Raw genomic sequence first — 22524 nt, 5'->3', positions numbered from 1 at the left:
CGTCCTTATCGGGTCTTGCCGGGCAGCGCCCGGTCGCGGGGCGCACGGATCCAGCCCAGGGCGGCATCGGCCAGTCTGGATGCGCCGGGCAGGCTGCGCAGGCGCGCCTTGACGGTTTCGACCGACATCACGCCGTCGATGCGGCGGTCGATGAAGGCGCGGGTGTCGGCGCGGCCCTCGGACTCGTCGCCCAGCCAGAACAGCACCGTGGCCGAGATCACGGCCGTCAGCGTCGCGCGTTTCGAATACCAGTTCACGTCCTGCGACCGATCGCCCAGGGCGGTCCAGATCACGTCCGCCGTCTCCCAGACCAGCCGCGCGGCCAGAGCCGCATTCTGCGGCAACGCCAGCGTCGCGGCCCCGGCGCGGACCAGTTCGGGGTCCGACAGTTCCAGCCGCTGCCACAGGGCCTGGGCCACGCGGTCGCGGAACCGCCCCTCCAGCGGGGTGGCGGCCAAGGCCTCGCGCAGCGCCCGGTCGGCACGGCGGTGATAGGCGGCGGCCAATCCGGCGCCGCCCTGCGGGAAATGCACCCGGATCAGGGCCGCATCCATGCCGATGTCGCGCGCACCGGCGGCCAGCGCCCGCTCGTTCATCCCCTCGAAGGGGACATGGACCAATGCGGCATCCAGCAGCGCGTCTCGGTCGGTGTTGGTCATGCATACCTCGTCTGGACATTTGCGCCCGCCCCTGTTAGGGGGACGCTTCCTGCAATCTATCAACTCTAACCTAGGAAGGTGGTGACAACCACATGCAGGTCAATGTTCGCGACAACAACGTCGAACAGGCGCTCCGTGCTCTGAAGAAGAAACTTCAGCGCGAAGGTGTCTTCCGCGAAATGAAGCTCAAGCAGCATTTCGAGAAGCCGTCGGTCAAGAAAGCCCGTGAAAAGGCCGAGGCCGTTCGCCGCGCCCGCAAGCTGGCCCGTAAGAAGGCACAGCGCGAAGGCGCGCTGTAAGACGACGCGATCTTGTGTCATTTGAAAACCCCCGCGGCGCCATGCCGCGGGGGTTTTCTTTCGTGCTGGGTCGATCCGGGACGCGATCAGCCGTTGCTGTCCGAACCGCCGTCGGAACCACCATCGGAACCGCTGTCCGATCCGCCGTCGGAACCACCGTCCGAACCGCCATCCGAATCACCGCCGTCGGATCCACCGTCCGTGCCGCCATCAGACGCGCCGCCGTCGGATGTGCCGCCATCGGCGCCATCGTCCGAACCGCCATCCGCGGCACCGTCATCACCGGTCCCGCCATCCGCGGCACCGTCATCACCGGCCCCGCCATCCGCGGCACCGTCATCACCGGCCCCGCCATCCATGCCGTCATCACCGGCACCGTCATCCGTGGCGCCATTTTCGGTCGATCCGTCATCGGTCGCGCCGCCGTCCACGGCGCCTGCCGTGCCGACGGGCGCCGCGCCGGAATCATCGCCTGCCGAGGATGTCTCGGGATCGGCACGCGTCTCTACACCGTTCACCGACACCAGCCGCCCGTTGGCGGTGCTGTAGACCAGCTCGGTCGGCACGCCGGCGCGCTGTGCGGTCACCGTCAGGATGGGTCCCTCGCGCTGGATGTAGATGTCGGAATAGCCTTGGTCGGACAGGGTGTCGGCGATGGCTTCATAATTCTCCAGGCTTTCCAGCCGCGGATAATCGCTCTCCGAGACGAAGCCGCCGGACGGCGATTCCTCCAGCGCGTCATCGGGGACGATGACGGTCGATTCGGGGGTCTCGATCACGGTGGTCTGTGCGATCGCGGTCGTGGCCATCAGGCTGGCTGCGGCGATCTGGCCGCCGACCAGCAGGGCCTTGAACGGAGTCTTTAGCATCGTGCGTCTCCTGTTGTCTCTCTGGCGGCATAACGCGCATCCGGGCCCGCAGGGTTCCCTGACCGCCGATCAGACGGGAATCGCGGTCGTCCGGAACACCGTGCGCAGGGCAAAGCTGGAATGCATCTGGGCAACCCCCGGCAGGCGAGACAGGTGCTGACGGTGGATGCGGGCGAAATCGTCGGTATCCTCGACCACGATCTTCAGCAGATAGTCGGCCGTGCCTGCCATCAGGTGGCATTCCAGCACGTCCGGGATGGTGCGCACGCCGCGTTCGAAGGCGTCCAGGACCTCGTCCGCCTGACCCGACAGGGTGATCTCGACGAAGACCGTCGTCTGGCGGCGCAGGGCGCGCGCATCCAGAAGCGCGACATAGCCCGAGATGACACCGGCCTCCTCCAGCCGCTGAACGCGCCTGTGGCAGGCGGACGGGGACAGATGCACCCGTAGCGCCAGCTCGGCATTGCTGATTCGTCCCTCGGTCTGAAGCAGGGACAGGATTCGTCGGTCTATTGCGTCAAGATCGGCCATGCCGGCAGAATCTTCGAAGACCGGTCCCAATGCCAGCGGTTTCTTCGTCGATTATCCGTCTATCGGGGGAATGTTCGCAGCACCTTGCGGGCCGGACGGGGCATCATCGGACCACAGCTCTGGGAGGAGAGACCATGAAGATCGGATGCCCCACCGAAATCAAGCCGCAGGAATTCCGCGTCGGCCTGACCCCCGCCGCCGCCGCCGAGGCCGTGCTGCGCGGCCATGACGTGCTGGTCCAGTCCGGCGCGGGCCTGGGCGCGGGGTTCGCGGACCAGGATTACGTCAATGCCGGCGCCACGATCGCCCCCGACGCGGCGACGGTGTTCGCCGAGGCCGAACTGATCATCAAGGTCAAGGAGCCGCAGGCCGCCGAACGCAAGATGCTGGCCCGCGGCCAGATCCTGTTCACCTATCTGCACCTGGCGCCCGATCCGGACCAGACCCGCGACCTGCTGGACAGCGGTGTGACCGCCATCGCCTATGAGACGGTCACCGACGCACGCGGCGGCCTGCCCCTGCTGGCACCGATGTCCGAAGTCGCCGGTCGCCTGGCCCCGCAGGTCGGCGCATGGGCGCTGCAAAAGGCCAATGGCGGCCGCGGCATGCTGATGGGCGGCGTGCCCGGCGTGCGGCCTGCGAATGTCGTGGTGATCGGCGGCGGCGTGGTGGGCACCGCGGCGGCGCGCGTGGCGGTCGGCATGGGGGCCAACGTGACGGTCATGGACCGGTCGGTGCCGCGCCTGTCCTATCTTGACGACATCTTCATGGGCCGCCTGACCACCCAGTTCGCCAGCGCCGCGGCCACGGCCGAGGCGATCCGCACGGCCGACATGGTGATCGGCGCGGTCCTGATCCCCGGCGCCGCCGCGCCCAAGCTGATCAGCCACGACCAGCTGTCGACCATGCCGCAGGGCGCGGTTCTGGTCGACGTGGCGATCGATCAGGGCGGTTGCTTCGAGACGTCGCGCGCCACCACGCACCAGGACCCCATCTATGACGTCGACGGGATCGTGCATTACTGCGTGGCGAACATGCCGGGCGCGGTGGCCCGCACCAGCACGCAGGCGCTTGGCAACGTGACCATGCCGCATCTGCTGGCCCTGGCCGACAAGGGCTGGCGCCGCGCGCTGACCGATGACGCGCATCTGCGCGCCGGGCTGTCGGTCCACGAGGGCCAGCTGACCTCGCCCCCGGTGGGCGAGGCCCTGGGCCTGGACGCCGTCACCCCGGCATCGGTGCTGGGGCTGTAGGCGTCAGGCGGGGCTGGCGCGGTCGGCCAGCAGGTCGCGGATCTGCGCCAGCAGCTCTTCCTGGGTGGGGCCGGCCGGGGGGGTCTCCTTGGCCTCCTCCTTGCGCATCGCGGCGCGCTGCAGGCGGTTCACGCCCTTGACCAGCAGGAACACCGCCCAGGCCACGATCAGGAAGTTCAGCACCGCCATCGCGAAGGCGCCATAGGCAAAGATCGCCGCCCCGGAATCGCGGGCGGCGGCCAGGCTGGCCCCGTCGGCCACGTTGCCGGACAGGACGACGTACTTGTCGGTGAAATCGATCCCGCCGGTCATCAACCCCAGGATCGGGTTGATCAGGTCGACGACCAGCGAATTGACGATGCCCGTGAAGGCCGCGCCGATGATGATGCCCACGGCAAGGTCGATGACGTTGCCGCGGGCGATGAAAGTCTTGAATTCCTGAATCATGACACACTGTCCCCGTGCTGCGCGTCAATTCCGCGCCCGCCGATCCTGCGACCATGCCGGACGAAAATCAATCGCGTGCGTGCAGGGCCCGCGCGGGGCCCTGCGGGGCGATGCGTCACTGGGCCGGGGCGGCCTCGGCCAGCTTGGTGTCGATGATTTCCTTCATGCTGTCCCAGGGCTGGTTCGACACCTTCTCTCCGCCGATGATGAAGGTCGGGGTGGCCTCGACCTCGTCGGCGGTGGCGTTCGTCTGGAACGTGGCGATCAGCTGTTCGACCTTGGCGGTATCCTCCCAGCAGGCGGTCATCTGTTCCTCGGTCATCCCGGCCTTCAGGCCGATGCGGCGCAGGTTCGTCGCGATCTCGTCGCCCGAACCGCCGGCCAGCCACTGTTCCTGCTCGTCGAACAGCATCCCGGACACGGGGAAGAACTTGTCGTCGCCGCCGCAGCGCGCCAGGATCCCGGCCCACAGGCCCGGCTGGTCGAAATAGACGTCGCGCTGGACGAAGCGGACCTTGCCGGTGTCGATGTATTCCGCCTTGAGCTGCGGATAGACGTTGGCGTGGAAATTCGCGCAATGCCCGCAGGTGAAGCTGGCGTATTCGACGATCGTCAGGGGCGCGTCCTCGGCGCCCTGGGCGATGTCGGGCAGGGTTTCGGGGGTCGCGGCGGCGTCCTGTGCAAAGGCGGGGGCGGCCAGGGTCATCGCGACGGCGGTTGCGGCAAATCGCAGAAACATGGAAAGTCCTTTCAGGTCGTGCATGTCATGTCAGGTCCGGCGGCTGGCGACGTTCATCGCCAGTTGCGCCATGGCCTGGGCAAGGGTCGGATCGGAAAACTGCTGCCCCACCCCCCGGGCCTGCGCCACGATCGCGGGATCGGGCGCGCGGTCCGAGCGGGGCGCATGGGAAAAGGCCGCCTGCCCTTCGGCAAAGCCAGTTGCGGCGGTCTGCGTCAGGGTGATGCGGCTGACGGCGTTGTAGCCGTAGCAGGCATTGACGCGGTCGCGCAGCCGGGGCAGCTGCATCTCGACCATGGGCGCCATGGGGCCGGTGGTCAGCAGCGTCAGCGTGGCGCCAAAGCCCGTGCGGGCGTGGCTGATGCGGACCGGACGGGTAACGGGGGCCAGCTGCGGGCCCGCGATCTCGGCCCAGTTGGTCAGCAGGCGGGTGACCGCGAATCCCCGCCCCTCGGCCGCCTTCTGGACGCGGTCGGCCAGCAGGGTGGCCGCCGCCTGAAAGCCGCGGCTGCGACGACGGATCCGGGTCTTTGGGGCGTCGGACGGGTGGGCCATGGGCGCCTTTGCTGCTATCACCCGGCCATTCTTAGCCAGCCATCCCCCCGGATGAAAGCGCGCCCTTTTGCAAAGGCCCACATAATTGCGTGAAAGCAAGGTGATCGCCCCCGACCTGCTGGACTGGTACGACCGCCATGCCCGCAGCCTGCCCTGGCGGGTGCCCCCCGGCGGCGGCCCTGCCGACCCCTATCGCGTCTGGCTGTCCGAGGTGATGCTGCAGCAGACCACCGTCGCGGCGGTCAAGGCGTATTTCCTGCGGTTCACTGCGCTGTGGCCGACGGTCCAGGACCTTGCGGCGGCCGATGACGCGCAGGTGATGGCCGAATGGGCGGGGTTGGGATACTACGCCCGCGCCCGAAACCTGCTGGCCTGCGCCCGTGCGGTGGCGGCGCGGGGCGGCTTTCCCGACACGCGCGACGGGTTGTCCGCGCTGCCGGGGATCGGGGCTTATACATCGGCCGCGATCGCCTCGATCGCCTTCGACCGGGTGGAAACCGTGGTGGACGGCAATGTCGAACGCGTGGTGTCGCGACTGTTCGCGGTCCAGACACCCCTGCCCCGCGCCAAACAGGAACTGGTGGCGCTGGCCGACAGGCTGACACCGCAGTCCCGCCCGGGTGATTACGCGCAGGCGATGATGGACCTGGGCGCGACCATCTGCACGCCCCGCAGCCCCGCCTGCGTCATCTGCCCCGTCCAGGCCCAGTGCGACGCCCGCGCCCAGGGGATCGCGGCAGAACTGCCCCGCAAGACCCCCAAGGCCGCCAAGCCCACGCGTCAGGGCGTGGTCTGGCTGGCGCGCCAGGGCGATGCGCTTGTGCTAGAACACCGCCCGCCCAAGGGGCTGCTGGGCGGCACGCTGGCCTTTCCGTCGGCCCAATGGGATGGGCGCGACATGCCCCCGCCTGGCCCCGCCGACTGGCGCGACCTGGGCGCCGTGCGCCATGTCTTCACGCATTTCACGCTGGATCTGACCGTGCTGCTGGGCGATCTGACCGGCAATCCCACGCGCGGGGAACTGGTCCCCCTGCGGCAGATCGACCGCGACGCCCTGCCGGGGCTGATGCGCAAGGCCTGGGATATGGCGCAGCCGCATCTTCAGGGGTAGCATCGCGGCATGAGCCATGCCCCCCTGCCCGCCGCGGCGCCCTTCTGGCTGTCCGTCGCCCTGATCCCCCTGGTCGCGCTGGCGGCCTGGGGGGGCGGGATGTGGTGGCTGATCGTGCCGGTCTATGCCTGGTACCTGACCACGGTACTGGACCGCGTGCTGGGCCTGAACGAGGCCAATCCCGACCCGGACACCGCCACCGACCAGCTGTTCTGGCACCGCGCCGTGACGCTGATCTGGTTTCCGCTGCAGGCGGCCACGATCCTGGCCTGCCTGTGGGTTGCGGGGCGCACGGACCACCTGTCGGGGTGGGAATCGCTTGGGCTGTTCTTTGCCATCGGCGTCATGTCGGGCAGCGTCGGCATCGTCTATGCCCATGAGCTGCTGCACCAGAAGACGCCGGCCGAACGCTGGCTGGGGGATCTGCTGCTGGCGTCGGTCCTTTATTCGCATTTCCGCACCGAGCACCTGCTGGTGCATCACAGCTGGGTATCGACCCCGCGCGACGCCGTCTCGGCCCGCTACAACGAAGGCTTTCACCGCTTCTTCGCCCGCGTCCTGATCGACGGCCCCCGCAGCGCGTGGCGGGCCGAGACGCGGTTTCTGGCCCGCGCGGGCCGCAGCCCTTGGGACCGCCGCAACCCCTTCTGGCGTTACGGCGTGCTGCAGGGGGCGATGCTGGGGCTGGCCATGGCCGTGGGGGGCTGGACAGGGCTAGGGCTGTTCCTGTTCCAGGCGCTGATCGCCGTCTGGCAGCTGGAGCTGACGAATTACGTCGAACATTACGGGCTGTCGCGCAAGCATCTGGGGGACGGCCGCTATGAACCCGTCCGCCCGCGCCACAGCTGGAACGCCAGCCACACCGCGACCAACTGGCTGCTGATCAACCTGCAGCGCCATTCCGACCATCACACAAAGCCCGACCGCCGCTTTCCGCTGCTGCAGACCTATGGCGCGGACGAGGCGCCGCAGCTGCCTATGGGCTATCCGGCGATGACGCTGCTGGCGATGGTCCCGCCGCTGTGGCGGCGGCGCATGAACCCCCGCGTGCGCGCCTGGCGGCGCCAGTTCTATCCAGAGATCACCGACTGGACCGACTACAACCGCGGCACCCTGCCCCTGCCCCGCAACGCGCTGTAGCGCGCCTGCCGCAGGGGCCGGCAAATATCGCTAAAAGGCTGCGCAGCTTGTTCCGGGCGCAACCTTGCATTGTGTGCACAAAATGGAAAAATGTCCCAAGGCGTAACAGGGACCGACCGGAATGAACGACGATTCGATGCTGATGCACAGCGATGCGCAGCCCTATCACTTCGCCGCGGGCGACAGTCTGGGCTATCTTCTGTACCGCAGCGTGGCCCGTCCCGGCATGCAACGCGACGACTTGGAACGCATCCTGCATCATGCGCGCGACCGCAACCGGGCGGCGGGGCTGACCGGATGCCTGCACCACGAGGACGGGCTGTTCTTCCAATGGGTCGAGGGGCCGCGCTTTCGCCTGTTCCGGCTGATCGACGTGCTGCGCGAGGATGACCGCCACCTGAACTTCACGGTGCTGGACCAGGGCCCGCTGCAACAGCGCCTGTTCAGCGATTGGGAGATGCGATTTTCCGACCGCGAGGCCGCATCGCTGCTGGAATGGCTGGCCGAACGGCGCGACCGTGCCGGGTCCGACCAGGACGACGCCGAAAGCATCGCGGCCTTCATGCGATCGATGAACGGCTGACGGATGAAAATTCCCCGCCATGCGAACATGGCGGGGCAAGGTGGTTCCGGCCGCGCGCATGGCGCGGGGGGAACGGGCGAAGGGTGAAGCTCAGTTGGGCCGGGGGGCGTCGCCCTCCATCTCGGCGCGGATCTGCTGGCGCAGGATGTCCAGCGGGATCATCTTGCCCTCGCGCCGGAAATGCCAATAGGTCCAGCCGTTGCAGCTGGGCGCGCCTTCCAGCGCGGCGCCGACCTGGTGGATCGATCCCTTGACGTCGTTCCCGATCAGTGACCCATCGGCACGGACCTTGGCCTTGTGGCGGTTGCCGATCGAGAACAACTCCTCTCCGGGGCGCAGCATGCCGCGTTCGATGACCTGCCCGAAGGGGATACGCACCTCGGCGCGCTTGGCGCGGGTGGTGGCGATGGCGTCGGCGTCCAGCCGGCGGACGCGCGACAGGCGGCGGCCCGCGACCTCGCGATAGGCCTCCTCGCGCTCGATCCCGATATAGTCGCGGCCCAGCATCTTGGCGACCGCACCGGTGGTGCCGGTGCCGAAGAACGGGTCCAGCACCACGTCGCCGGGGTTGGTCGTGCCCAGGATCACCCGGTGAAGCAGCGATTCCGGCTTTTGCGTCGGATGGGCCTTGTCGCCGGCCGCGTCCTTCAGCCGCTCGCCGCCGTTGCAGATCGGCAGCACCCAATCGCTGCGCATCTGGACGCCCTCGTTCAGCGACTTCAGCGCCTCGTAGTTGAACGTGTATTTCGAGCTTTCCGACTTTGCCGCCCAGATCAGCGTCTCATGCGCGTTGGTCAGGCGCTTGCCGCGAAAGTTCGGCATCGGGTTCGACTTGCGCCAGATCACGTCGTTCATGATCCAGAACTGCTGGTTCTGCAGTTCGGCGCCGACGCGGAAGATGTTGTGATAGCTGCCGATCACCCAGATCGCGCCGTTCGGCTTCAGCAGGCGGCGGGCGGCGGCCAGCCAGTCGCGGGTGAAGGCGTCATAGGCGGCAAAGCTGGAAAACTGGTCCCAGTGATCGTCCACCGCATCGACCAGGCTGTTGTCGGGGCGATGCAGGTCGCCCTTCAACTGCAAGTTATAGGGCGGATCGGCAAAGATCAGGTCCACGCTGCCCGCGGGCAGGCTGTTCATGATCTCGATGCAATCCCCGCCCAGAATCTGGTTCAGCGGTAATGGCCGCGCGGAATCCGCGCGCTGGTCCTTGGTTTTCGTCATGCTCTGCCTTCGGGAAATGCCGACTTTTGCCGGTCTGGTATGTCCCCAAAGATGATTCAGATGCGAATCGCCGTCAATTTCTTTTTCGAATCAGTCACTTACCAAAGGGGCTTTACACAAGATGTTGTGGACCGGCCTGAACGACCGCCTATGATGTGGGGTTATCCCCAGATCTAGCAGGGCGCGTTTGTGGCCCGGCGTGGGGTATCCGGCATTCACGTCCCAGCCATATCCGGGGTGCTGTTGCGCCAAATCCACCATGATGCGGTCGCGCAACACCTTGGCCACGATCGAGGCCGCGGCGATCGACAGGCAGCGCGCATCGCCCTTGACCACCGCCTGCGCAGGCAGGGTCAGATCGCGGGGCAGCATGTTGCCATCGATCAGAACGTGGCAGGGCGGCTGGCGCAGCCCGGCCAGGGCGCGGCACATCGCGACATGGCTGGCGCGCAGGATGTTCAGGGCGTCGATCTCGACCGGATCGACATGGGCCACGGACCAGTCGCAATGCGCCATGATCCAAGCGGCCAGCGCGTCGCGCTGCGCGGCGGTCAGCTTCTTGCTGTCGTTCAGGCCGTCAGGGATGTTCTGCGGGTCCAGCACCACAGCCGCTGCGGTGACGGGGCCGGCCAGCGGCCCACGCCCGGCCTCGTCCACGCCCGCCACGCGACGCGCGCCCCCGGCCATGGCCAGGGTCTCGACGCTGTAATCGGGGGTCATGCGGTGATCCGCACCGCGGGGATGGTCACTTCCTCAAGGTTCGTGCCAGGCCCCTCGCGGTCCACGACAAGGAAATCGGCCGGCTGGTCCAAGGGCGTCAGCACGCCGTGCCAGGTTCCCGCATGCAGGTTCACGCCGGTATGCGCCGGGACCAGAAACGCCCGCAGGGCGCCGGGTCGGCCGTCGTCATCGGGCGCGACCACCGACAGCCAGGGCTGGTCGCCAAGCGGCATGAACGCCTGCGACCCAAGCGGGTGCCGTTCCAGCAGCGTGCAGTCATAGGGCAGGCTGACGGCCTGGCTGCGAAAAAGGGAAATGATCGCCTCTCCGCCGCCGCGTTCGACGGTGGCCAGGGCATGGTGGCGTTCGCAGCGGCCCGCATTGATCATGCGGTCGGGCATTGCGCGCGGGGTCAGCACCTCGCCGAAGGGGGCGAAGGCGGCGGCGGTCAGGGGTTCGATGCGGATCGTGCTCATGGCGGTGTTCTAGCGCGCCGCAGCCAGCCCGTCGAGGATCAGACGCATCAGGTCCGCCCGTGCGGCGGGGTCGCGCAGATGCGCGGCCTCGGCGCGCGCGGCACGCGACATGGCGCGACAGGCGTCGGGATGGGCGCGGACCCAGGCCAGCTTGTCCTCCAGATCGGTCAGGTGGCGCGCGACGGGGATGAAATGCTCCCAAGGCCGGAAGCGCCCCGAATAGAACACCTGCCAGCCGTCATCCTCGGCCAGCAGCACGCCCTTCTGATCCAGCCCCGAGATGAAGTTCGACCCGTGGTCATACCCCGACAGGCACAGCTGATAGCGATAGGCACGAAAGTCGCGCGGCCCCATGCGCGGGCGGCAATAGGGCGCGATCAGCGGATCGTCGGCGTGCTGGCGGAAACTGTGCGCCATGACGATTCCCACATCGAAATCGGGATGATCGTGGAACCGGCGGACAAAGGCCATTCGGTTCGTGCGGCACAGGCCCTGCCATGCGGCCTCGCGATCCGCGGGGGTGGCGGCTTGGTCCAACCGCTGCAGCCAGACATGGCTGGCGGGACCGGGCTTCACCCCATCGCGCATTTCCGACCCCGAGATCATGCCGCGCCACACCAGCCGGTCCTGCTTGTCGTCCCAGGGGATGTCGTCGTCGGGCGCGGCGGGATCGAACCCCGGCAGGCCGATCGCGTGCTGGTCCGGCAGGGGCCACAGGACCGCGTTCACCGCCCCCGCCCGGCGGTTGTGGCACAGGACCGGACGATCCAGGGGCGCGCCCTGGGAGCTGCCGAACCAGCGACTGTCCTCCATGTCGATCCAAACCGGATCGCGGCGGTCCAGCGCCAGGATGTCGTTGATCACCCCCTCGGCCCGGATCAGCTTGAAGGGACGCCCCTCGCGCGCCAGGGCCAGGGGGCGGTGGCCGGGGAGCGTCAGAAGGGTGAACTGCCGCGGCGCACCCGCCGCGTCGGTCACCGCGCCGCTGCCCGACAGGGTGCCGTCCCATCGGCAGGCAAATCCCGACAGCCCCTGCGCGCCGCCTGCCCCATCGGGGTTCAGGCCCGCAAGACAGAAGCGCGCGACATCCTGCGCCCAGCCCGGCGGTGCCTTTGGCGTCGGCGGCAAGTCCACGACGGGGTCCGGGACGGGCCAGCGGTCGGGCCAGTGGTCGGGCAGCCCCCGGTCCAGCGCCAGCAACGGCCGCAACCGTGCGGCCAGGTCCGCGGGGGTGCTGTCGGTCAGGTCCAGCAGGATCAGCCGCGTGTCGTCCGCGAACAGGGCGCGCGTCGCGTCCAGATGCACCTGCATCCCTTCGGGCCAGCGATGGCGGGGCGGGATGGTCAGCAGGAACAGCGCGTCGGGCAGACGGTCGCGCAGAAAGGCGACGCAGCGCCAGGCCTGCAATGTCGGGCGCCAATGGGGCCGGTCGCGGTACAGCCCCGTGATCAGCCGCGCGTTGGGCCAGCCGCGCAGGGGCTGCGTCCCCTGCCCCATCGCATAGACGATGTCCGCAGCCAGGCGCCCGCCGTCATGGCAGACCGCGCGATGGCCGTTGGCCTGAAACATCCGCGCCAGCGCCGCATCGATGGGGCCGTCGGGGCCGACATGGATGACGACCGGGTGGCCCATCTCAGCCCAGGCTGCGGCGCGGCAGCAGGATCGTCAGAAGCCCCAGCACCGGCAGGACCGAGCACAGCAGGAAAACCGACCGGATCCCCTGCGCATCCGCCAGCACGCCCAGAGCCGCGGCCGAGATCCCGCCCATGCCGAACGAGAAGCCGAAGAACAGCCCCGCGATCATGCCGGTGCGGCCCGGCACCAGCTCTTGCGCGAAGACCACGATGGCCGGAAAGGCCGATGCCAGCACCAGCCCGATCAGCACGGCCAGCACGCCCGTCGGCACCAGCCCCACATGCGGCAGCGCCAGCGTCAGCGGCAGCGCGCCCAGGATCGACACCCAGATGACCGTCAGCGGCCCGACCCTGTCGCCGATGATCCCGCCCAGCATGACGCCCGCCGCCATGCCCGCCAGGAACAGGAACAGCATGATCTGCGCGCCCTGGGTCGACAGGCCGAACTTGTCGATCGTGAAGAAGGTGAAATAGCTGCTCATCGAGGCGCTGTAGATGTTCTTGGTGAAGACCAGCACCGCCAGCACCGCGATGGCACGGATCACCGTCGCGCGCGGCAGGCGCAGGGTGCGGTCGGGGGTGGCGGTGCTGGCGCGGCGCCGATCCTCGGCCCAGCTGCCGACCTGCCACAGGATCGCGGCGCCCAGGGCGGCGGCGACCGCGAACCAGGCCACGGCCGGACGGCCCAACGGCACCACGATGAACGCGGCCAGCAGCGGCCCCAGCGCCTGCCCGCCATTGCCGCCCAGCTGGAACAGCGACTGCGCGGTGCCGAACCGCCCCCCCGACGCGATCCGCGCTACGCGCGAGCTTTCGGGATGGAACACGGCCGATCCGATGCCGATCAGCATCGCCCCCGACAAAAGCCAGGCATAGCCCTCGGCCATGCCCAGCATCAGCACGCCGCACAGCGTCGAGGCCATGCCGAAGGGCAGCGACCGCGGCTGCGGGTGGCGGTCGGTGGCCATCCCGATCAGCGGCTGCAGCAGCGACGCGGTGACCTGGAAGGCCAGCGTCATCACGCCGATCTGGGCATAGGACAGGTCGAATTCGACCTGCAGCAGCGGATAGATGGCCGCCAGCATCGACTGCATCACGTCGTTGATCATATGGCACAGGCTGATCGCCATCAGCACGCCCCAGGATGTCAGCGTCGCGGGTCCGGGTGTCACCGAGGGATGGGTGGTCGAGCGCATCGAAAATCCGCCATCATGCTTGCACGATCTGCATTTATCAGACATCCTGCGAAAGGAAAGCGTCGCGCGCCCGTCCGCCCGGGGTTTTTCCCCGGCCCGCGGCCAGCCGGGATGTCGCATGGCGAATTGGACAGCTTCCATTCTTGTGCGTATCATTTATCAAATCGGGACAGGTATATGTCACGAGTTCTTCAAAATGGCCAAGTTGTCCCAAGGTTCGTCCGTTACGATCCGCTCTTCCGGCGTCGACGCCGAACGGCGGCGACTCAACACATGGCAGGCGATCCGCGCGGATGTGCTGGGCCGGATCAGATCAGGCGAATGGCCGCCGGGCAGCCTGATCCCCACCGAACAGATGCTCTCGATCGAGATGGGCTGCGCGCGCGCCACGGTGAACCGTGCGCTGCGTGAGCTGGCCGACAGCGGCATCATTCAGCGCCGCCGCAAGGTGGGCACCCGCGTGACCGCCACCACGTCCCGCCGCACGACCCTGTCGCTGCCGGTCCTGCGCGACGAAATCGAATCGCTTGGCGCACGCTATGCCTATCAGATGACCGAATGCCTGCCCTGCAACCCCAGCCCCGCCGCCATGCAGGCGCTGCAGGTCGATGCCGACGACATGATGCTGCTGGTCAAGTCGCGCTATCTGGCCGACGACCGCCCGCATTGCTGCGAGGCGATCTGGCTGAACCCCCGCGCGCTGGCCCTGCCCGATTTCCACCTGTTCGCGCATGAGCCGCCGCAGGAATGGCTGGCCCGCAGCCTGCCCGTCACACAAAGCCGCTTTTCGATCCTGGCCGAAGGGGCCAGCGGATCCTGCGCGGTGAACCTGACCATCGATCCGGGCACGCCGGTGATGACGATCGAGCGGGTCAACACGCTGGATTCGCTGCCTGTGTCGTTTGCCCGCCAGTTCTATCCGCCGATGCACCGCCTGGTGCTGGACGACTAAAGACCCAACAGGTCCGCGAAATGCGCGACAAGGCGGTGCTTGAGCACCTTGCCCGTCGCCGCCGCGGGCAGCGCGCCCGTCAGGATGATCCGCGTGGGCCGCTTGTAGGCCGACAGCCGCGCCGCCGCATGGGCCGCCAGCGCATCGGCCGTGACCGCATCCGGCGAAATCAGCTGACAGAAGGCCAAGATATCCTCGTCCCCGCCCTCGCGCGCGCGGCCGATCACGGCGGTCTGCAGGACGGCCGGATGATCGTTCAGCGCGGCCTCGACCTCGGGCGGATAGACGTTGAAGCCGCCGCGGATGATCAGCTCCTTGCAACGGCCCACGATGTGCAGCCGCCCCTGCGCGTCGATCCGGCCCAGATCGCCGGTGCGCATCCAGCCGTCCCGCAGCACCTGCGCCGTACCCTCCGCATTGCGAAAATATCCGCGCATGATGTGCGGACCCCGCGTCAGCACCTCTCCGGTGCCGGGTTCGCGGCCGATGGTCTCGTCCAGCGCGATCTGGACCCCCGGCAGCGGGTGGCCCGCCGAGGGGTCCGGGTCGCCGATGGCGTTGTTCGTGACGGTGACGCCTGCCGTCGTCTCGGTCATGCCATAGCCGTTCTGCAGCGCGATGCCGTAGAACGCCTCGGCCCGCCGCTTCCAGTCGGGGTCCAGGGGCGCCGCGCCGCTGCTGACATAGCGCAGGGGGCGGGCCAGACGCTCCAGCCCCTGGGCCCGCGCCTCGGCCATGATGGCCGCGTGCATCTGCGGAACGGCGGGCAGGACGGTCACGTCCGATTGCAGCGCGGCCAGCGTCTGCGCGGCGGAAAAGCGCGGCTCCAGCCGGATATGCGCGCCCGTGGCCAGCCCCGCGGCAAGCATCGAGGTCAGCCCGAAGACATGCGTCAGCGGCAGCACGCCCCAGATGACGTCATCCGCCTGCATCCCCCGCAGCCGGGCCGAGCTTTCGCCGCCAAAGATCAGGTTGCCATGGGTCAGCATCACCCCCTTGGGCGTGCCCGTCGTGCCGGTGGTGTAGAGGATCACCGCCGTCATCGCATCCTGCTGCTCGACCTGCTCCGGCACGGCGTCGAACGGCCCCGCCACATGCAGTGCCGCCCCGGCCAGCGTGACGGCGCGCGCATCGCCCGCATGGACACGCGCGGGTTCGCTGACATCGGACAGGAACAGGGTCAGGCGCGGTTCGGTATGGGCCGTGATCTTGGCCAGCTCCGGCGCGGTCATGCGCGCGTTCACGGGCACCAGCACCGCGTCCATGCGGCTGGCGGCCAGCAGCAGGACCGGCACCGGGGCCGCGTTCTCGGCCACCACCAGCAGCCGGTCGCCAGGGCGCAGGCCCATCGCCGCCAGATCCGCCTGCGTCCGCCGGACCAGATCGTCCAGCGCGGCATAGGTCAGGGTGCGTTCTGTCCCGTCGGTCAGGGCCGGGCGGTCAGGATGGGCCGCGCGGGCGGCGTCGAACAGCTGGTGGATACGGGTCATGAATCCTCGCGAAGGCGGCGGAAATCGGGGGGGCGCTTGGCCAGGAAGGCGGTAATGCCCTCGGCCGCCTCGCGCGAGGCAAGGGCCGTGGCCATCGCGTCGCGTTCGGCGGTCAGCTGCGCCTCCAGCAGGGTGGCGCGGGCGCCGGTCAGCAGATGCTTGATCGCGGCCTGGGCCTCTGCGGGCCCTGCGGCCAGGCGATCGGCCAGGGCCATGGCGGCCATGATGGCCTCTCCGGGCTCGGTCAGTTCCTGGATCACACCCAAGGCGTGCAGGCGTTCGGCGCCGACGGGCTGGCCGGTCAGGGCCATGGATGCGGCCATCTGCGGCGGCAGGCAGGCGGTCAGCGCCGCGGTCAGCCCGCCATCGGGCACCAGCCCGGCATTCACATAGGCCGCCGTATAGCGCGCATCGCGGGCCGACACGATCATGTCGCAGGCCAAAGCCAGCGACAGGCCCGCACCGGCAGCGCCCCCCTCGACCACGGCGATGACCGGACGGGGGCAGGCCACGACCGCGCGCATCAGGGCGTTCAGCGCGTCGATGCGGGCGCGGCGCTGCTCCTCGGACATCTCCTGCGCCTTGATCAGCATGGTCAGATCGCCGCCCGCGCAGAAGAAATCGCCCTCGCCCATGATCAGCACGGCGCCGATGCGCGGGTTGTCGGTCGCCAGCTCCAGCGCGCGGTGCAGGCCCTTGTAGAAATCGGGCGTCAGCGCGTTGCGGCGGGCGGCGTTGCGGTTCTCGACCACCAGGCGGTCGCCCAGGTCGCTGATTTCGCAATGCGGATTGGTGAGGTCGGTCATGGGGCGGCCCTTGTCTTGCGGAAGACGCCGGTCGCGGTGGCGATCAGCGTGCCGTCCTCATGCCGCAAGGCGCCCTCGATGAACAGGGTCGCGCGCCCGCCGCCCGTCACGCGGCCCGTGGCGGTCACGCGCCCCGGATGGCCCGGCGCCAGATAGTTCACCGTCAGCGACAGCGTCGTGAAGGGATGGCGGCCCGTGGCATCGACCGTCAGGCTGCCCGCGGCGCCCATTGCGCTGTCCAGCAGCGTCGCGGCCAGCCCGCCATGCAGGATGCCCTGACGGTTCAGATGGCGGTCGTCCAGATCCAGCCAGCAGACCGCCCCCGCCCTGTCCCCCACGTCCAGGACATAGCCGATCAGGGACTGGGTGCCGGTTTCGCCGTGGATCACGGTCATGCGAAGGCGGGCTCGCCGCGCGCAAAGCGCTCCAGATGGAAATCCGCGTCCCCCATGGCCGTGTCGGCAGCCAGCAGGCGGCGGATCATGCCGCCAAGCGCGTATTCCTCGGTCATGCCAATGCCGCCATGCAGCTGCACCGATTCCTCGGCCACCAGCCGTGCGACCCGGCCAAGCGTGACCTTGCAGGCCTGCAGATGCCGGTCGCGCAGGGGCGCCTCGGCATCCAGATGGCCCGCGAAATTGGTGACGGCGGAGCGCGCCTGTTCGACCTCGACCGACAGGTCGGCGGCCCGATGCGCCAAGGCCTGGAACGCGATCAGCGGCTGGCCGAACTGCTTGCGGGTGCGCAGATAGTCCAGCGTCAGATCGACCGCTGCGCTCAGCGTGCCCAAGGCATAGGCCGCATGGGCCAGAACGCCCCGCGCCAGCACCGCGTCGAAATCGGCCAAGGCCCCAAGCCGCGTGGCAGGGGTGGCGTCAAGGATCAGGTCCGCGCCGCGCTGATCGTCCATCAGCGGATAGGGGCGCACCGTCAGCCCCGTCGCGTCGGGCGCGACCCGCCACAGCGCATCGGCGGTGGTGACGATGATTGCCGCCGCCCCTTCGGCCCCCGCCACCATGGTCTTGCGCCCGGTCAGGCGGTCGCCCTCCGCGCGGATCGCCACGCCGCGGTCGTAACGCGTGCCGGGTTCGGCATCAGCGAAGGCGATGGTGGCCCCGTCATCGGCAGGCTGGCCCGCCTGCGCCAGGGCCGCCGCCCCGATCATCGTGCCGATCAGCGGCAGGGACGCGCCCGCCCGGCCCAAGGCCTCGAAGATCAGCGCCACGGCGGCGCCCGATCCGTCGAAGCCGCCCTCGGCTTCGGTCAGCAGGGCGTGGGGGACGCCGGCCTCCAGCAGCGCGGGCATCAGCGCCTCGCCGGAATGGCGGGCCAGGATGCCGCGCAGGCTGTCCTGCAGCATGCGGTGGTCGTCGGAAAGCTGAAAATCCATGGGCTTATCCTTTCGCCAGCGCGCCGGAGATGATGCTGCGCTGGACCTCGTTCGAGCCGCCATAGATCGACAGCTTGCGGTTGTTCAGCCAGGTGGCGCTGGCGGCCAGGGCCTCGTCGGCGCCCTCGGGGCCTTCGTTGCCCTCCAGCGTCAGGGCCATCGCCTGCCCGCCATAGGCGCGCCGGGTCAGCGCATCCAGCCGCTGGCGGATCTGGGTGCCCTTGATCTTGAGCATGCTGCTCTCGATGCCGGGTGCCTGGCCCTGGGCCGCCGCCGACAGCATGCGCAGGTTGGTGGTGGACATGGCCATCAGCTCGATCTCGACGCCCGCCATTTCGGCGGCGAACAGCGGATCGTCGGACAGGGGCTGGCCGCGATGGCGCTGCGCCTTGGCCACGCGTTTCAGGTTGTCCAGCGCGGCGGTGGCAAAGCCCACGCCCGCGATGTTCGTGCGCTCATGCGTCAGCAGGTATTTCGCATAGGTCCAGCCCTGGTTCTCCTCGCCGACCAGATTGGCGGCGGGCACGCGGACATTGTCGAACCAGACCTCGTTCACCTCGGCCGTGCCGTCCAGCAGGACGATGGGGCGCACGGTGACGCCGGGCGTCTCCATGTCGATCAGCAGGAAGCTGATGCCCTCCTGCTTCTTGCCGGTGGCATTGGTGCGCACCAGGCAGAAGATCATGTTGGCGTGCTGGCCAAGCGTGGTCCAGGTCTTCTGCCCGTTGACGACATAGTGGTCGCCGTCGCGCACGGCCTCGCAGCGCAGGCTGGCCAGGTCCGATCCGGCGCCGGGCTCGGAATAGCCCTGGCACCACCAGTCGTCGCCGTTCAGGATGCGGGGCAGCCAATAGTCCTGCTGTTCCTTGGACCCAAACTTCTGCAGGACCGGCCCCAGCATGGCGATGCCGAAGGGCACGATGCGCGGCGCGTGCGCGCGGGCCGATTCCTCCTCGAAGATGTGGCGCTGGATCGCGGTCCAGCCCGCGCCGCCGAACTCCTTGGGCCAGTTCCCGGCCAGCCAGCCGCGTGATTGCAGCTTGGCGTGCCAGCCCTCCATCTCGGCCTTGGTCAGGTCGTGATGGAGCCGCACCTTGCGGGCCAGCGCGGGGTCCAGTTCGGCCTTCAGAAAAGCGCGGATCTCGTCGCGGAAGGCGGTTTCCTCGGGGGTAAAGCTCATGTCCATCAGAAGATCTCCAGAAGTCCGGCGGCGCCCTGGCCACCGCCCACGCACATGGTCACGACGCCCCATTTGGCGCCCCGGCGGCGGCCTTCGCGCAGCAGATGGCCCGCGGTGCGCGCGCCGGTCATGCCGAAGGGATGGCCGATGGAAATGGCCCCGCCGTTCACGTTGTATTTTGCCGGGTCGATGCCAAGCGTGTCGCGGCAATAGAGGCACTGGCTGGCGAAGGCCTCGTTCAGCTCCCACAGGTCGATGTCATCGACCGTCAGCCCGTGGCGCTCCAGCAGGCGCGGCACGGCAAAGACCGGGCCGATGCCCATCTCGTCGGGCGCGCAGCCCGCGACGGCAAAGCCGCGGAAGGCGCCAAGCGGTTCCAGGTTCAGCGATGCGGCCAGGTCGGCCTCCATCACCAGCAGCGCCGCGGCCCCGTCGGACAGCTGGGACGCGTTGCCCGCCGTGATGAACTGGCCCGCGCCGCGCACCGGCTCCAGCTTGGCCAGCGCCTCCAGCGTGGTGCCGGGGCGGTTGCCCTCGTCGGCGGCGATGGTGACCTCGCGGTCGGCGGTCTCGCCGGTCGCCTTGTCGGTGACGGACATGGTGACCGTCATCGGGATGATCTCGTCGTCGAAGATCCCGGCAGCCTGCGCCGCGGCCGTGCGGGCCTGGGATTCGACGGCATAGGCGTCCTGCGCCTCGCGGCTGACGCCATAGCGGGCTGCCACGATGTCGGCGGTCTCGATCATGGTCATGTAGAGGTCGGGGCGGTTCGCCTCGATCCAGGCCTCGCGCGAATGGCGCACGGGCGGCTGGACCATCGAGATGCTCTCGACCCCGCCGACCAGCACGGCGCGCGCGCCCTCATGGGCGACCATCTGCGCGCCCTGCGCTAGCGCCTGCAGGCCCGATGCGCAGAAGCGGTTGACCGTGGCGCCCGCGATGCTGTCGGGCAGGCCCGCGCGGATCACCGCCTGGCGGGCAATGTTGCCGCCCGTCGCGGCCTCGGGATAGCCGCAGCCCCAGAGGCTGTCCTCGATCAGCGCGGGGTCGATGCCCGCACGCTCGACCACGGCGCGGGCGGTGGCGCCGGCCAGCACGGCCCCGTGGGTCTGGTTGAAGGCGCCGCGTTTCGCGCGCCCGATGGCGGTGCGGGCGGTCGAGACGATCACGGGCTGTTTCATGCGGATGTTCCTTGGTTCAGGTCGGCAAAGCCGCGGCCGTCGGCCACCAGTTCGGCCAGAAGCGGCGCGGGCTGCCAGAAATGGTCGTCGTCTTCGGCAAAGCGGCGGATGTCGGACAGGATGCGGTCCAGACCGTGGGCGTCGGCCCAGTGCATCGGCCCGCCCCGCCAGCGCGGAAAGCCGTATCCGTTCAGCATCACCACATCGACGTCCAGCGGTCGCAGCGCGGTGCCGTCGGCCACCGTGCGGGCAGCCTCGTTCACCATTGCGGCCATGGTGCGGGCGACGATTTCGGCGTCGTCGAAATCGCGGGGCGTGATGCCCAGATCGGACCGCACCGCGTCCAGGATCGCGGGCAGGTCCGGGTTCGGCTGCGGCTTGTCGTCGGCATAGACGTAATAGCCGCGCCCCGTCTTGCGGCCCAGATCGCCCTGTTCGTACAGGCGGTCGGCAAAGACCGGAACACGGTCGCGCGGATGGCGGTCGACCGCCTTGCGCTGGCGGGTCATCGCGCCGATATCCAGGCCCGCCAGGTCGCTGACCGCATAGGGGCCCATGGCGAACCCGAAATCGGTCAGCGCGCGGTCGACCTGCTGGGGCGACGCACCGTCCAGCACCATCGCATCGACCGCCGCGCGGTAATGCGACAGGATGCGGTTGCCGATGAAACCGTCGCAGACGCCCGCGCGGACCGCGATCTTGCCAAGGCGCTTGGCCAAGGCAAAGCCCGTGGCCACGACCTCGGGGGCGGTGCGGTCCGCGACCACGACCTCCAGCAGGCGCATGACATGGGCCGGAGAGAAGAAATGCAGGCCGATCACGTCGCGCGGGCGGCGCGTCGCGTCGGCGATGCGGTCCACGTCCAGATAGGACGTGTTGGTCGCCAGCACCGCATCGGGCTTTGCCACGCGGTCGATGGCGGCAAAGACCTGTTCCTTGACCTCCATCGATTCGAACACCGCCTCGACGATCAGGTCGGCCTGACCCAGGGCCGCGTAATCCGTGTCGGTGCGGAATGCCCCGGACAGGATCGCATCCCGGCGCGCGGCGGCCAGCTTGCCGCGGCTGACGGCCCCCGCCAGCAGGTCGCCGACCGTCGCCTGCGCGCGGGCGGTCGCTTGGTCGTCCCGTTCGATCAGGGTCACGTCCAGCCCGGCCAGCAGGCAGGACACCGCGATGCCCGCGCCCATCGTGCCGCCGCCGATCACGCCGATCCGGTCCAGGGGGCGCGGTGCCACGCCCTTGATCTGCGGCAGATGGGCCACGGCGCGTTCGGAAAAGAACGCATGGATCAGTGCGGCGCGCTGCGGGCTGTCCATCAGCGCCATAAAGCCCGCGCGCTCAATCGCCATACCCTGGTCGAAGGGCTGCGCCATGCCGTCGGTCACCACGTCCACCGCCGTCGCCTGCGCGATCTGGCCGGGCAGCTTGCGCGCCAGGGCGGCCTTCAGCGCCTGCGCGGCATCCGGGTCCGGGGCGGGTGCGGGCAGATCGCGCGTCCGGCGCGGCGGCTGGCCCGCCAGCGTTTCGGCCAGCGCGATCGCGTCCGCGGTCAGATCGCCCTGCGACAGCGCGTCGATCAGTCCCAAGTCCAGCGCCTGCGCGGCGGGAACCTGGCGGGCGCTGGTGATGATGTCCAGGGCGGCGGCGGTGCCGATCAGGCGCGGCAGGCGTTGCGTGCCGCCCGCACCGGGCAGCAGCCCCAGGGTCACCTCGGGCAGGCCCATGCGGGTGCCGGGGGCCGCGATCCGCGCATGGCACCCAAGGGCCAGTTCCAGCCCGCCGCCCAGGGCGGTGCCATGCAGCGCCGCGACGACGGGCTTGTCCAGGGACTCGATGGCGGCGATCACGTCGGGCAGGATCGGCGCCTGCGAAGGCTTGCCGAATTCCGAGATGTCGGCACCTGCGACCCAGGTGCGGCCGGCGCACAGGATCACGGCAGCGTCTGCGCCTGTGTCCGCGGCAAAGTCGCGCGCCGCGTCCATCAGGCCCTGCCGCACGGCATGGCCCGTGGCGTTGACCGGCGGGTTGTCGATGGTGATCAGGCCGATGCGGCCTTGGCGGGCATAGGATACGGACATCTGGGAAAACC

Annotated in this window: 24 protein-coding genes; 6 read left to right on the top strand and 18 right to left on the bottom strand. The window is 69.1% G+C overall.

The genetic code is table 11. From position 1 onward, the window contains the following. Positions 1-5: 5 nt before the first annotated feature. Positions 6-659: a COQ9 family protein gene (locus tag SY26_RS12490; RefSeq protein ID WP_046000747.1), complete on the bottom strand. Its 654-nt coding sequence runs from the start codon at positions 657-659 to the stop codon at positions 6-8. A gap of 92 nt (positions 660-751) precedes the next feature. On the opposite strand from SY26_RS12490, the gene rpsU reads away from it, so the two are divergent. Further along, positions 752-958, top strand: a complete 207-nt coding sequence (rpsU, locus tag SY26_RS20550; RefSeq protein ID WP_081994671.1) for a 30S ribosomal protein S21 — start codon at positions 752-754, stop codon at positions 956-958. Positions 959-1044: 86 nt separating this feature from the next. On the opposite strand, the gene SY26_RS21615 is transcribed toward rpsU, so the two are convergent. Together SY26_RS21615 and SY26_RS12475 are read right to left on the bottom strand one after the other, a co-directional pair. Then, positions 1045-1827 (bottom strand): hypothetical protein, encoded by a 783-nt coding sequence (locus SY26_RS21615; protein WP_198143152.1) that lies wholly within the window; start codon positions 1825-1827, stop codon positions 1045-1047. A gap of 69 nt (positions 1828-1896) precedes the next feature. Further along, the gene (locus SY26_RS12475; RefSeq protein ID WP_046000877.1) at positions 1897-2358 is read right to left on the bottom strand and encodes an Lrp/AsnC family transcriptional regulator; all 462 of its coding nucleotides are present in this window, start codon (positions 2356-2358) and stop codon (positions 1897-1899) included. Between the two features lie 134 nt (positions 2359-2492). Here SY26_RS12475 and ald point away from each other — a divergent pair, with 134 nt between their 5' ends. Continuing rightward, positions 2493-3611 carry an alanine dehydrogenase gene (gene ald / locus SY26_RS12470; protein ID WP_046000745.1) on the top strand — a complete coding sequence of 373 codons (1119 nt, stop codon included), beginning with the start codon at positions 2493-2495 and terminating at the stop codon, positions 3609-3611. 3 nt (positions 3612-3614) lie between these two features. Here ald and mscL read toward each other — a convergent pair whose 3' ends face one another. The 3 genes from mscL to SY26_RS12455 all read right to left on the bottom strand — a co-directional run bounded on the left by mscL (position 3615) and on the right by SY26_RS12455 (position 5352). Next, a complete protein-coding gene (mscL, locus tag SY26_RS12465) occupies positions 3615-4058 on the bottom strand; it encodes a large conductance mechanosensitive channel protein MscL (RefSeq protein ID WP_045980951.1) in 444 nt (147 codons plus the stop codon). Positions 4059-4173: 115 nt separating this feature from the next. Continuing rightward, positions 4174-4797 (bottom strand): DsbA family protein, encoded by a 624-nt coding sequence (locus tag SY26_RS12460; RefSeq protein ID WP_052714547.1) that lies wholly within the window; start codon positions 4795-4797, stop codon positions 4174-4176. Positions 4798-4827: 30 nt separating this feature from the next. Further along, a complete protein-coding gene (locus tag SY26_RS12455; RefSeq protein WP_046000744.1) occupies positions 4828-5352 on the bottom strand; it encodes a DUF721 domain-containing protein in 525 nt (174 codons plus the stop codon). Positions 5353-5437: 85 nt separating this feature from the next. Here SY26_RS12455 and mutY point away from each other — a divergent pair, with 85 nt between their 5' ends. The 3 genes from mutY (at position 5438) to SY26_RS12440 (ending at position 8186) form a co-directional block, all read left to right on the top strand. Beyond that, positions 5438-6463 carry an A/G-specific adenine glycosylase gene (gene mutY / locus SY26_RS12450; protein ID WP_046000743.1) on the top strand — a complete coding sequence of 342 codons (1026 nt, stop codon included), beginning with the start codon at positions 5438-5440 and terminating at the stop codon, positions 6461-6463. Positions 6464-6472: 9 nt separating this feature from the next. Beyond that, positions 6473-7603, top strand: a complete 1131-nt coding sequence (locus tag SY26_RS12445) for an alkane 1-monooxygenase (RefSeq protein WP_046000742.1) — start codon at positions 6473-6475, stop codon at positions 7601-7603. Positions 7604-7724: 121 nt separating this feature from the next. Beyond that, on the top strand, positions 7725-8186 hold the full coding sequence (locus SY26_RS12440) for a BLUF domain-containing protein (protein ID WP_052714550.1): 462 nt from the start codon (positions 7725-7727) through the stop codon (positions 8184-8186). Between the two features lie 90 nt (positions 8187-8276). Here SY26_RS12440 and SY26_RS12435 read toward each other — a convergent pair whose 3' ends face one another. The 5 genes from SY26_RS12435 to SY26_RS12415 all read right to left on the bottom strand — a co-directional run bounded on the left by SY26_RS12435 (position 8277) and on the right by SY26_RS12415 (position 13433). Continuing rightward, entirely contained in the window at positions 8277-9407 is a 1131-nt protein-coding gene (locus SY26_RS12435; RefSeq protein WP_046000741.1) for a site-specific DNA-methyltransferase, read from the bottom strand. A 90-nt stretch (positions 9408-9497) separates the two neighbouring features. Then, entirely contained in the window at positions 9498-10127 is a 630-nt protein-coding gene (locus tag SY26_RS12430) for a ribonuclease HII (protein WP_046000740.1), read from the bottom strand. Then, positions 10124-10603 (bottom strand): ureidoglycolate lyase, encoded by a 480-nt coding sequence (locus SY26_RS12425; protein WP_046000739.1) that lies wholly within the window; start codon positions 10601-10603, stop codon positions 10124-10126. The genes SY26_RS12430 and SY26_RS12425 overlap by 4 nt, the downstream gene beginning before the upstream one ends. 9 nt (positions 10604-10612) lie before the next feature. After that, positions 10613-12235 carry a glycosyl transferase family 90 gene (locus SY26_RS12420; protein WP_046000738.1) on the bottom strand — a complete coding sequence of 541 codons (1623 nt, stop codon included), beginning with the start codon at positions 12233-12235 and terminating at the stop codon, positions 10613-10615. Position 12236: 1 nt separating this feature from the next. Next, positions 12237-13433: an MFS transporter gene (locus SY26_RS12415; protein ID WP_046000737.1), complete on the bottom strand. Its 1197-nt coding sequence runs from the start codon at positions 13431-13433 to the stop codon at positions 12237-12239. Positions 13434-13629: 196 nt separating this feature from the next. Between SY26_RS12415 and SY26_RS12410 the strand changes: the two genes are divergently transcribed. Next, positions 13630-14385 (top strand): GntR family transcriptional regulator, encoded by a 756-nt coding sequence (locus tag SY26_RS12410; RefSeq protein ID WP_052714552.1) that lies wholly within the window; start codon positions 13630-13632, stop codon positions 14383-14385. Here SY26_RS12410 and SY26_RS12405 read toward each other — a convergent pair. The 7 genes from SY26_RS12405 to SY26_RS12375 are packed head-to-tail and all read right to left on the bottom strand — an operon-like array spanning position 14382 to position 22513. Continuing rightward, entirely contained in the window at positions 14382-15875 is a 1494-nt protein-coding gene (locus SY26_RS12405; RefSeq protein ID WP_046000736.1) for a class I adenylate-forming enzyme family protein, read from the bottom strand. The genes SY26_RS12410 and SY26_RS12405 overlap by 4 nt on opposite strands. Next, a complete protein-coding gene (locus SY26_RS12400; RefSeq protein WP_046000735.1) occupies positions 15872-16681 on the bottom strand; it encodes an oxepin-CoA hydrolase, alternative type in 810 nt (269 codons plus the stop codon). Before SY26_RS12400 ends, SY26_RS12405 begins: the two co-directional genes overlap by 4 nt. Beyond that, positions 16678-17076 (bottom strand): PaaI family thioesterase, encoded by a 399-nt coding sequence (locus SY26_RS12395; protein WP_046000734.1) that lies wholly within the window; start codon positions 17074-17076, stop codon positions 16678-16680. Before SY26_RS12395 ends, SY26_RS12400 begins: the two co-directional genes overlap by 4 nt. Beyond that, positions 17073-18071 (bottom strand): acyl-CoA dehydrogenase family protein, encoded by a 999-nt coding sequence (locus tag SY26_RS12390; protein WP_046000733.1) that lies wholly within the window; start codon positions 18069-18071, stop codon positions 17073-17075. Before SY26_RS12390 ends, SY26_RS12395 begins: the two co-directional genes overlap by 4 nt. Positions 18072-18075: 4 nt before the next feature. Then, a complete protein-coding gene (locus SY26_RS12385) occupies positions 18076-19257 on the bottom strand; it encodes an acyl-CoA dehydrogenase family protein (RefSeq protein WP_046000732.1) in 1182 nt (393 codons plus the stop codon). After that, complete coding sequence (locus tag SY26_RS12380; protein WP_046000731.1) at positions 19257-20432, bottom strand: acetyl-CoA C-acyltransferase; 1176 nt, start codon at positions 20430-20432, stop codon at positions 19257-19259. The genes SY26_RS12385 and SY26_RS12380 overlap by 1 nt, the downstream gene beginning before the upstream one ends. Beyond that, complete coding sequence (locus SY26_RS12375; protein ID WP_232303333.1) at positions 20429-22513, bottom strand: 3-hydroxyacyl-CoA dehydrogenase NAD-binding domain-containing protein; 2085 nt, start codon at positions 22511-22513, stop codon at positions 20429-20431. The genes SY26_RS12380 and SY26_RS12375 overlap by 4 nt, the downstream gene beginning before the upstream one ends. Positions 22514-22524 lie beyond the last annotated feature (11 nt).

It is taken from the genome of Paracoccus sp. 228 (assembly GCF_000967825.1).
GTDB lineage: Bacteria > Pseudomonadota > Alphaproteobacteria > Rhodobacterales > Rhodobacteraceae > Paracoccus > Paracoccus marcusii.
The sequence above is the reverse complement of the archived record's forward strand: the minus strand, read 5'-3'. Positions and strand labels throughout refer to the sequence as shown.

Bases quoted from the DNA above. Each gene is read 5' to 3' on its own strand.
- SY26_RS12490 (WP_046000747.1), bottom strand. From the start codon at position 659: ATGACCAACACCGACCGAGACGCGCTGCTGGATGCCGCATTGGTCCAT.
- rpsU (WP_081994671.1), top strand. From the start codon at position 752: ATGCAGGTCAATGTTCGCGACAACAACGTCGAACAGGCGCTCCGTGCT.
- SY26_RS21615 (WP_198143152.1), bottom strand. From the start codon at position 1,827: ATGCTAAAGACTCCGTTCAAGGCCCTGCTGGTCGGCGGCCAGATCGCC.
- SY26_RS12475 (WP_046000877.1), bottom strand. From the start codon at position 2,358: ATGGCCGATCTTGACGCAATAGACCGACGAATCCTGTCCCTGCTTCAG.
- ald (WP_046000745.1), top strand. From the start codon at position 2,493: ATGAAGATCGGATGCCCCACCGAAATCAAGCCGCAGGAATTCCGCGTC.
- mscL (WP_045980951.1), bottom strand. From the start codon at position 4,058: ATGATTCAGGAATTCAAGACTTTCATCGCCCGCGGCAACGTCATCGAC.
- SY26_RS12460 (WP_052714547.1), bottom strand. From the start codon at position 4,797: ATGTTTCTGCGATTTGCCGCAACCGCCGTCGCGATGACCCTGGCCGCC.
- SY26_RS12455 (WP_046000744.1), bottom strand. From the start codon at position 5,352: ATGGCCCACCCGTCCGACGCCCCAAAGACCCGGATCCGTCGTCGCAGC.
- SY26_RS12445 (WP_046000742.1), top strand. From the start codon at position 6,473: ATGAGCCATGCCCCCCTGCCCGCCGCGGCGCCCTTCTGGCTGTCCGTC.
- SY26_RS12440 (WP_052714550.1), top strand. From the start codon at position 7,725: ATGAACGACGATTCGATGCTGATGCACAGCGATGCGCAGCCCTATCAC.
- SY26_RS12435 (WP_046000741.1), bottom strand. From the start codon at position 9,407: ATGACGAAAACCAAGGACCAGCGCGCGGATTCCGCGCGGCCATTACCG.
- SY26_RS12430 (WP_046000740.1), bottom strand. From the start codon at position 10,127: ATGACCCCCGATTACAGCGTCGAGACCCTGGCCATGGCCGGGGGCGCG.
- SY26_RS12425 (WP_046000739.1), bottom strand. From the start codon at position 10,603: ATGAGCACGATCCGCATCGAACCCCTGACCGCCGCCGCCTTCGCCCCC.
- SY26_RS12420 (WP_046000738.1), bottom strand. From the start codon at position 12,235: ATGGGCCACCCGGTCGTCATCCATGTCGGCCCCGACGGCCCCATCGAT.
- SY26_RS12415 (WP_046000737.1), bottom strand. From the start codon at position 13,433: ATGCGCTCGACCACCCATCCCTCGGTGACACCCGGACCCGCGACGCTG.
- SY26_RS12410 (WP_052714552.1), top strand. From the start codon at position 13,630: ATGGCCAAGTTGTCCCAAGGTTCGTCCGTTACGATCCGCTCTTCCGGC.
- SY26_RS12405 (WP_046000736.1), bottom strand. From the start codon at position 15,875: ATGACCCGTATCCACCAGCTGTTCGACGCCGCCCGCGCGGCCCATCCT.
- SY26_RS12400 (WP_046000735.1), bottom strand. From the start codon at position 16,681: ATGACCGACCTCACCAATCCGCATTGCGAAATCAGCGACCTGGGCGAC.
- SY26_RS12395 (WP_046000734.1), bottom strand. From the start codon at position 17,076: ATGACCGTGATCCACGGCGAAACCGGCACCCAGTCCCTGATCGGCTAT.
- SY26_RS12390 (WP_046000733.1), bottom strand. From the start codon at position 18,071: ATGGATTTTCAGCTTTCCGACGACCACCGCATGCTGCAGGACAGCCTG.
- SY26_RS12385 (WP_046000732.1), bottom strand. From the start codon at position 19,257: ATGGACATGAGCTTTACCCCCGAGGAAACCGCCTTCCGCGACGAGATC.
- SY26_RS12380 (WP_046000731.1), bottom strand. From the start codon at position 20,432: ATGAAACAGCCCGTGATCGTCTCGACCGCCCGCACCGCCATCGGGCGC.
- SY26_RS12375 (WP_232303333.1), bottom strand. From the start codon at position 22,513: ATGTCCGTATCCTATGCCCGCCAAGGCCGCATCGGCCTGATCACCATC.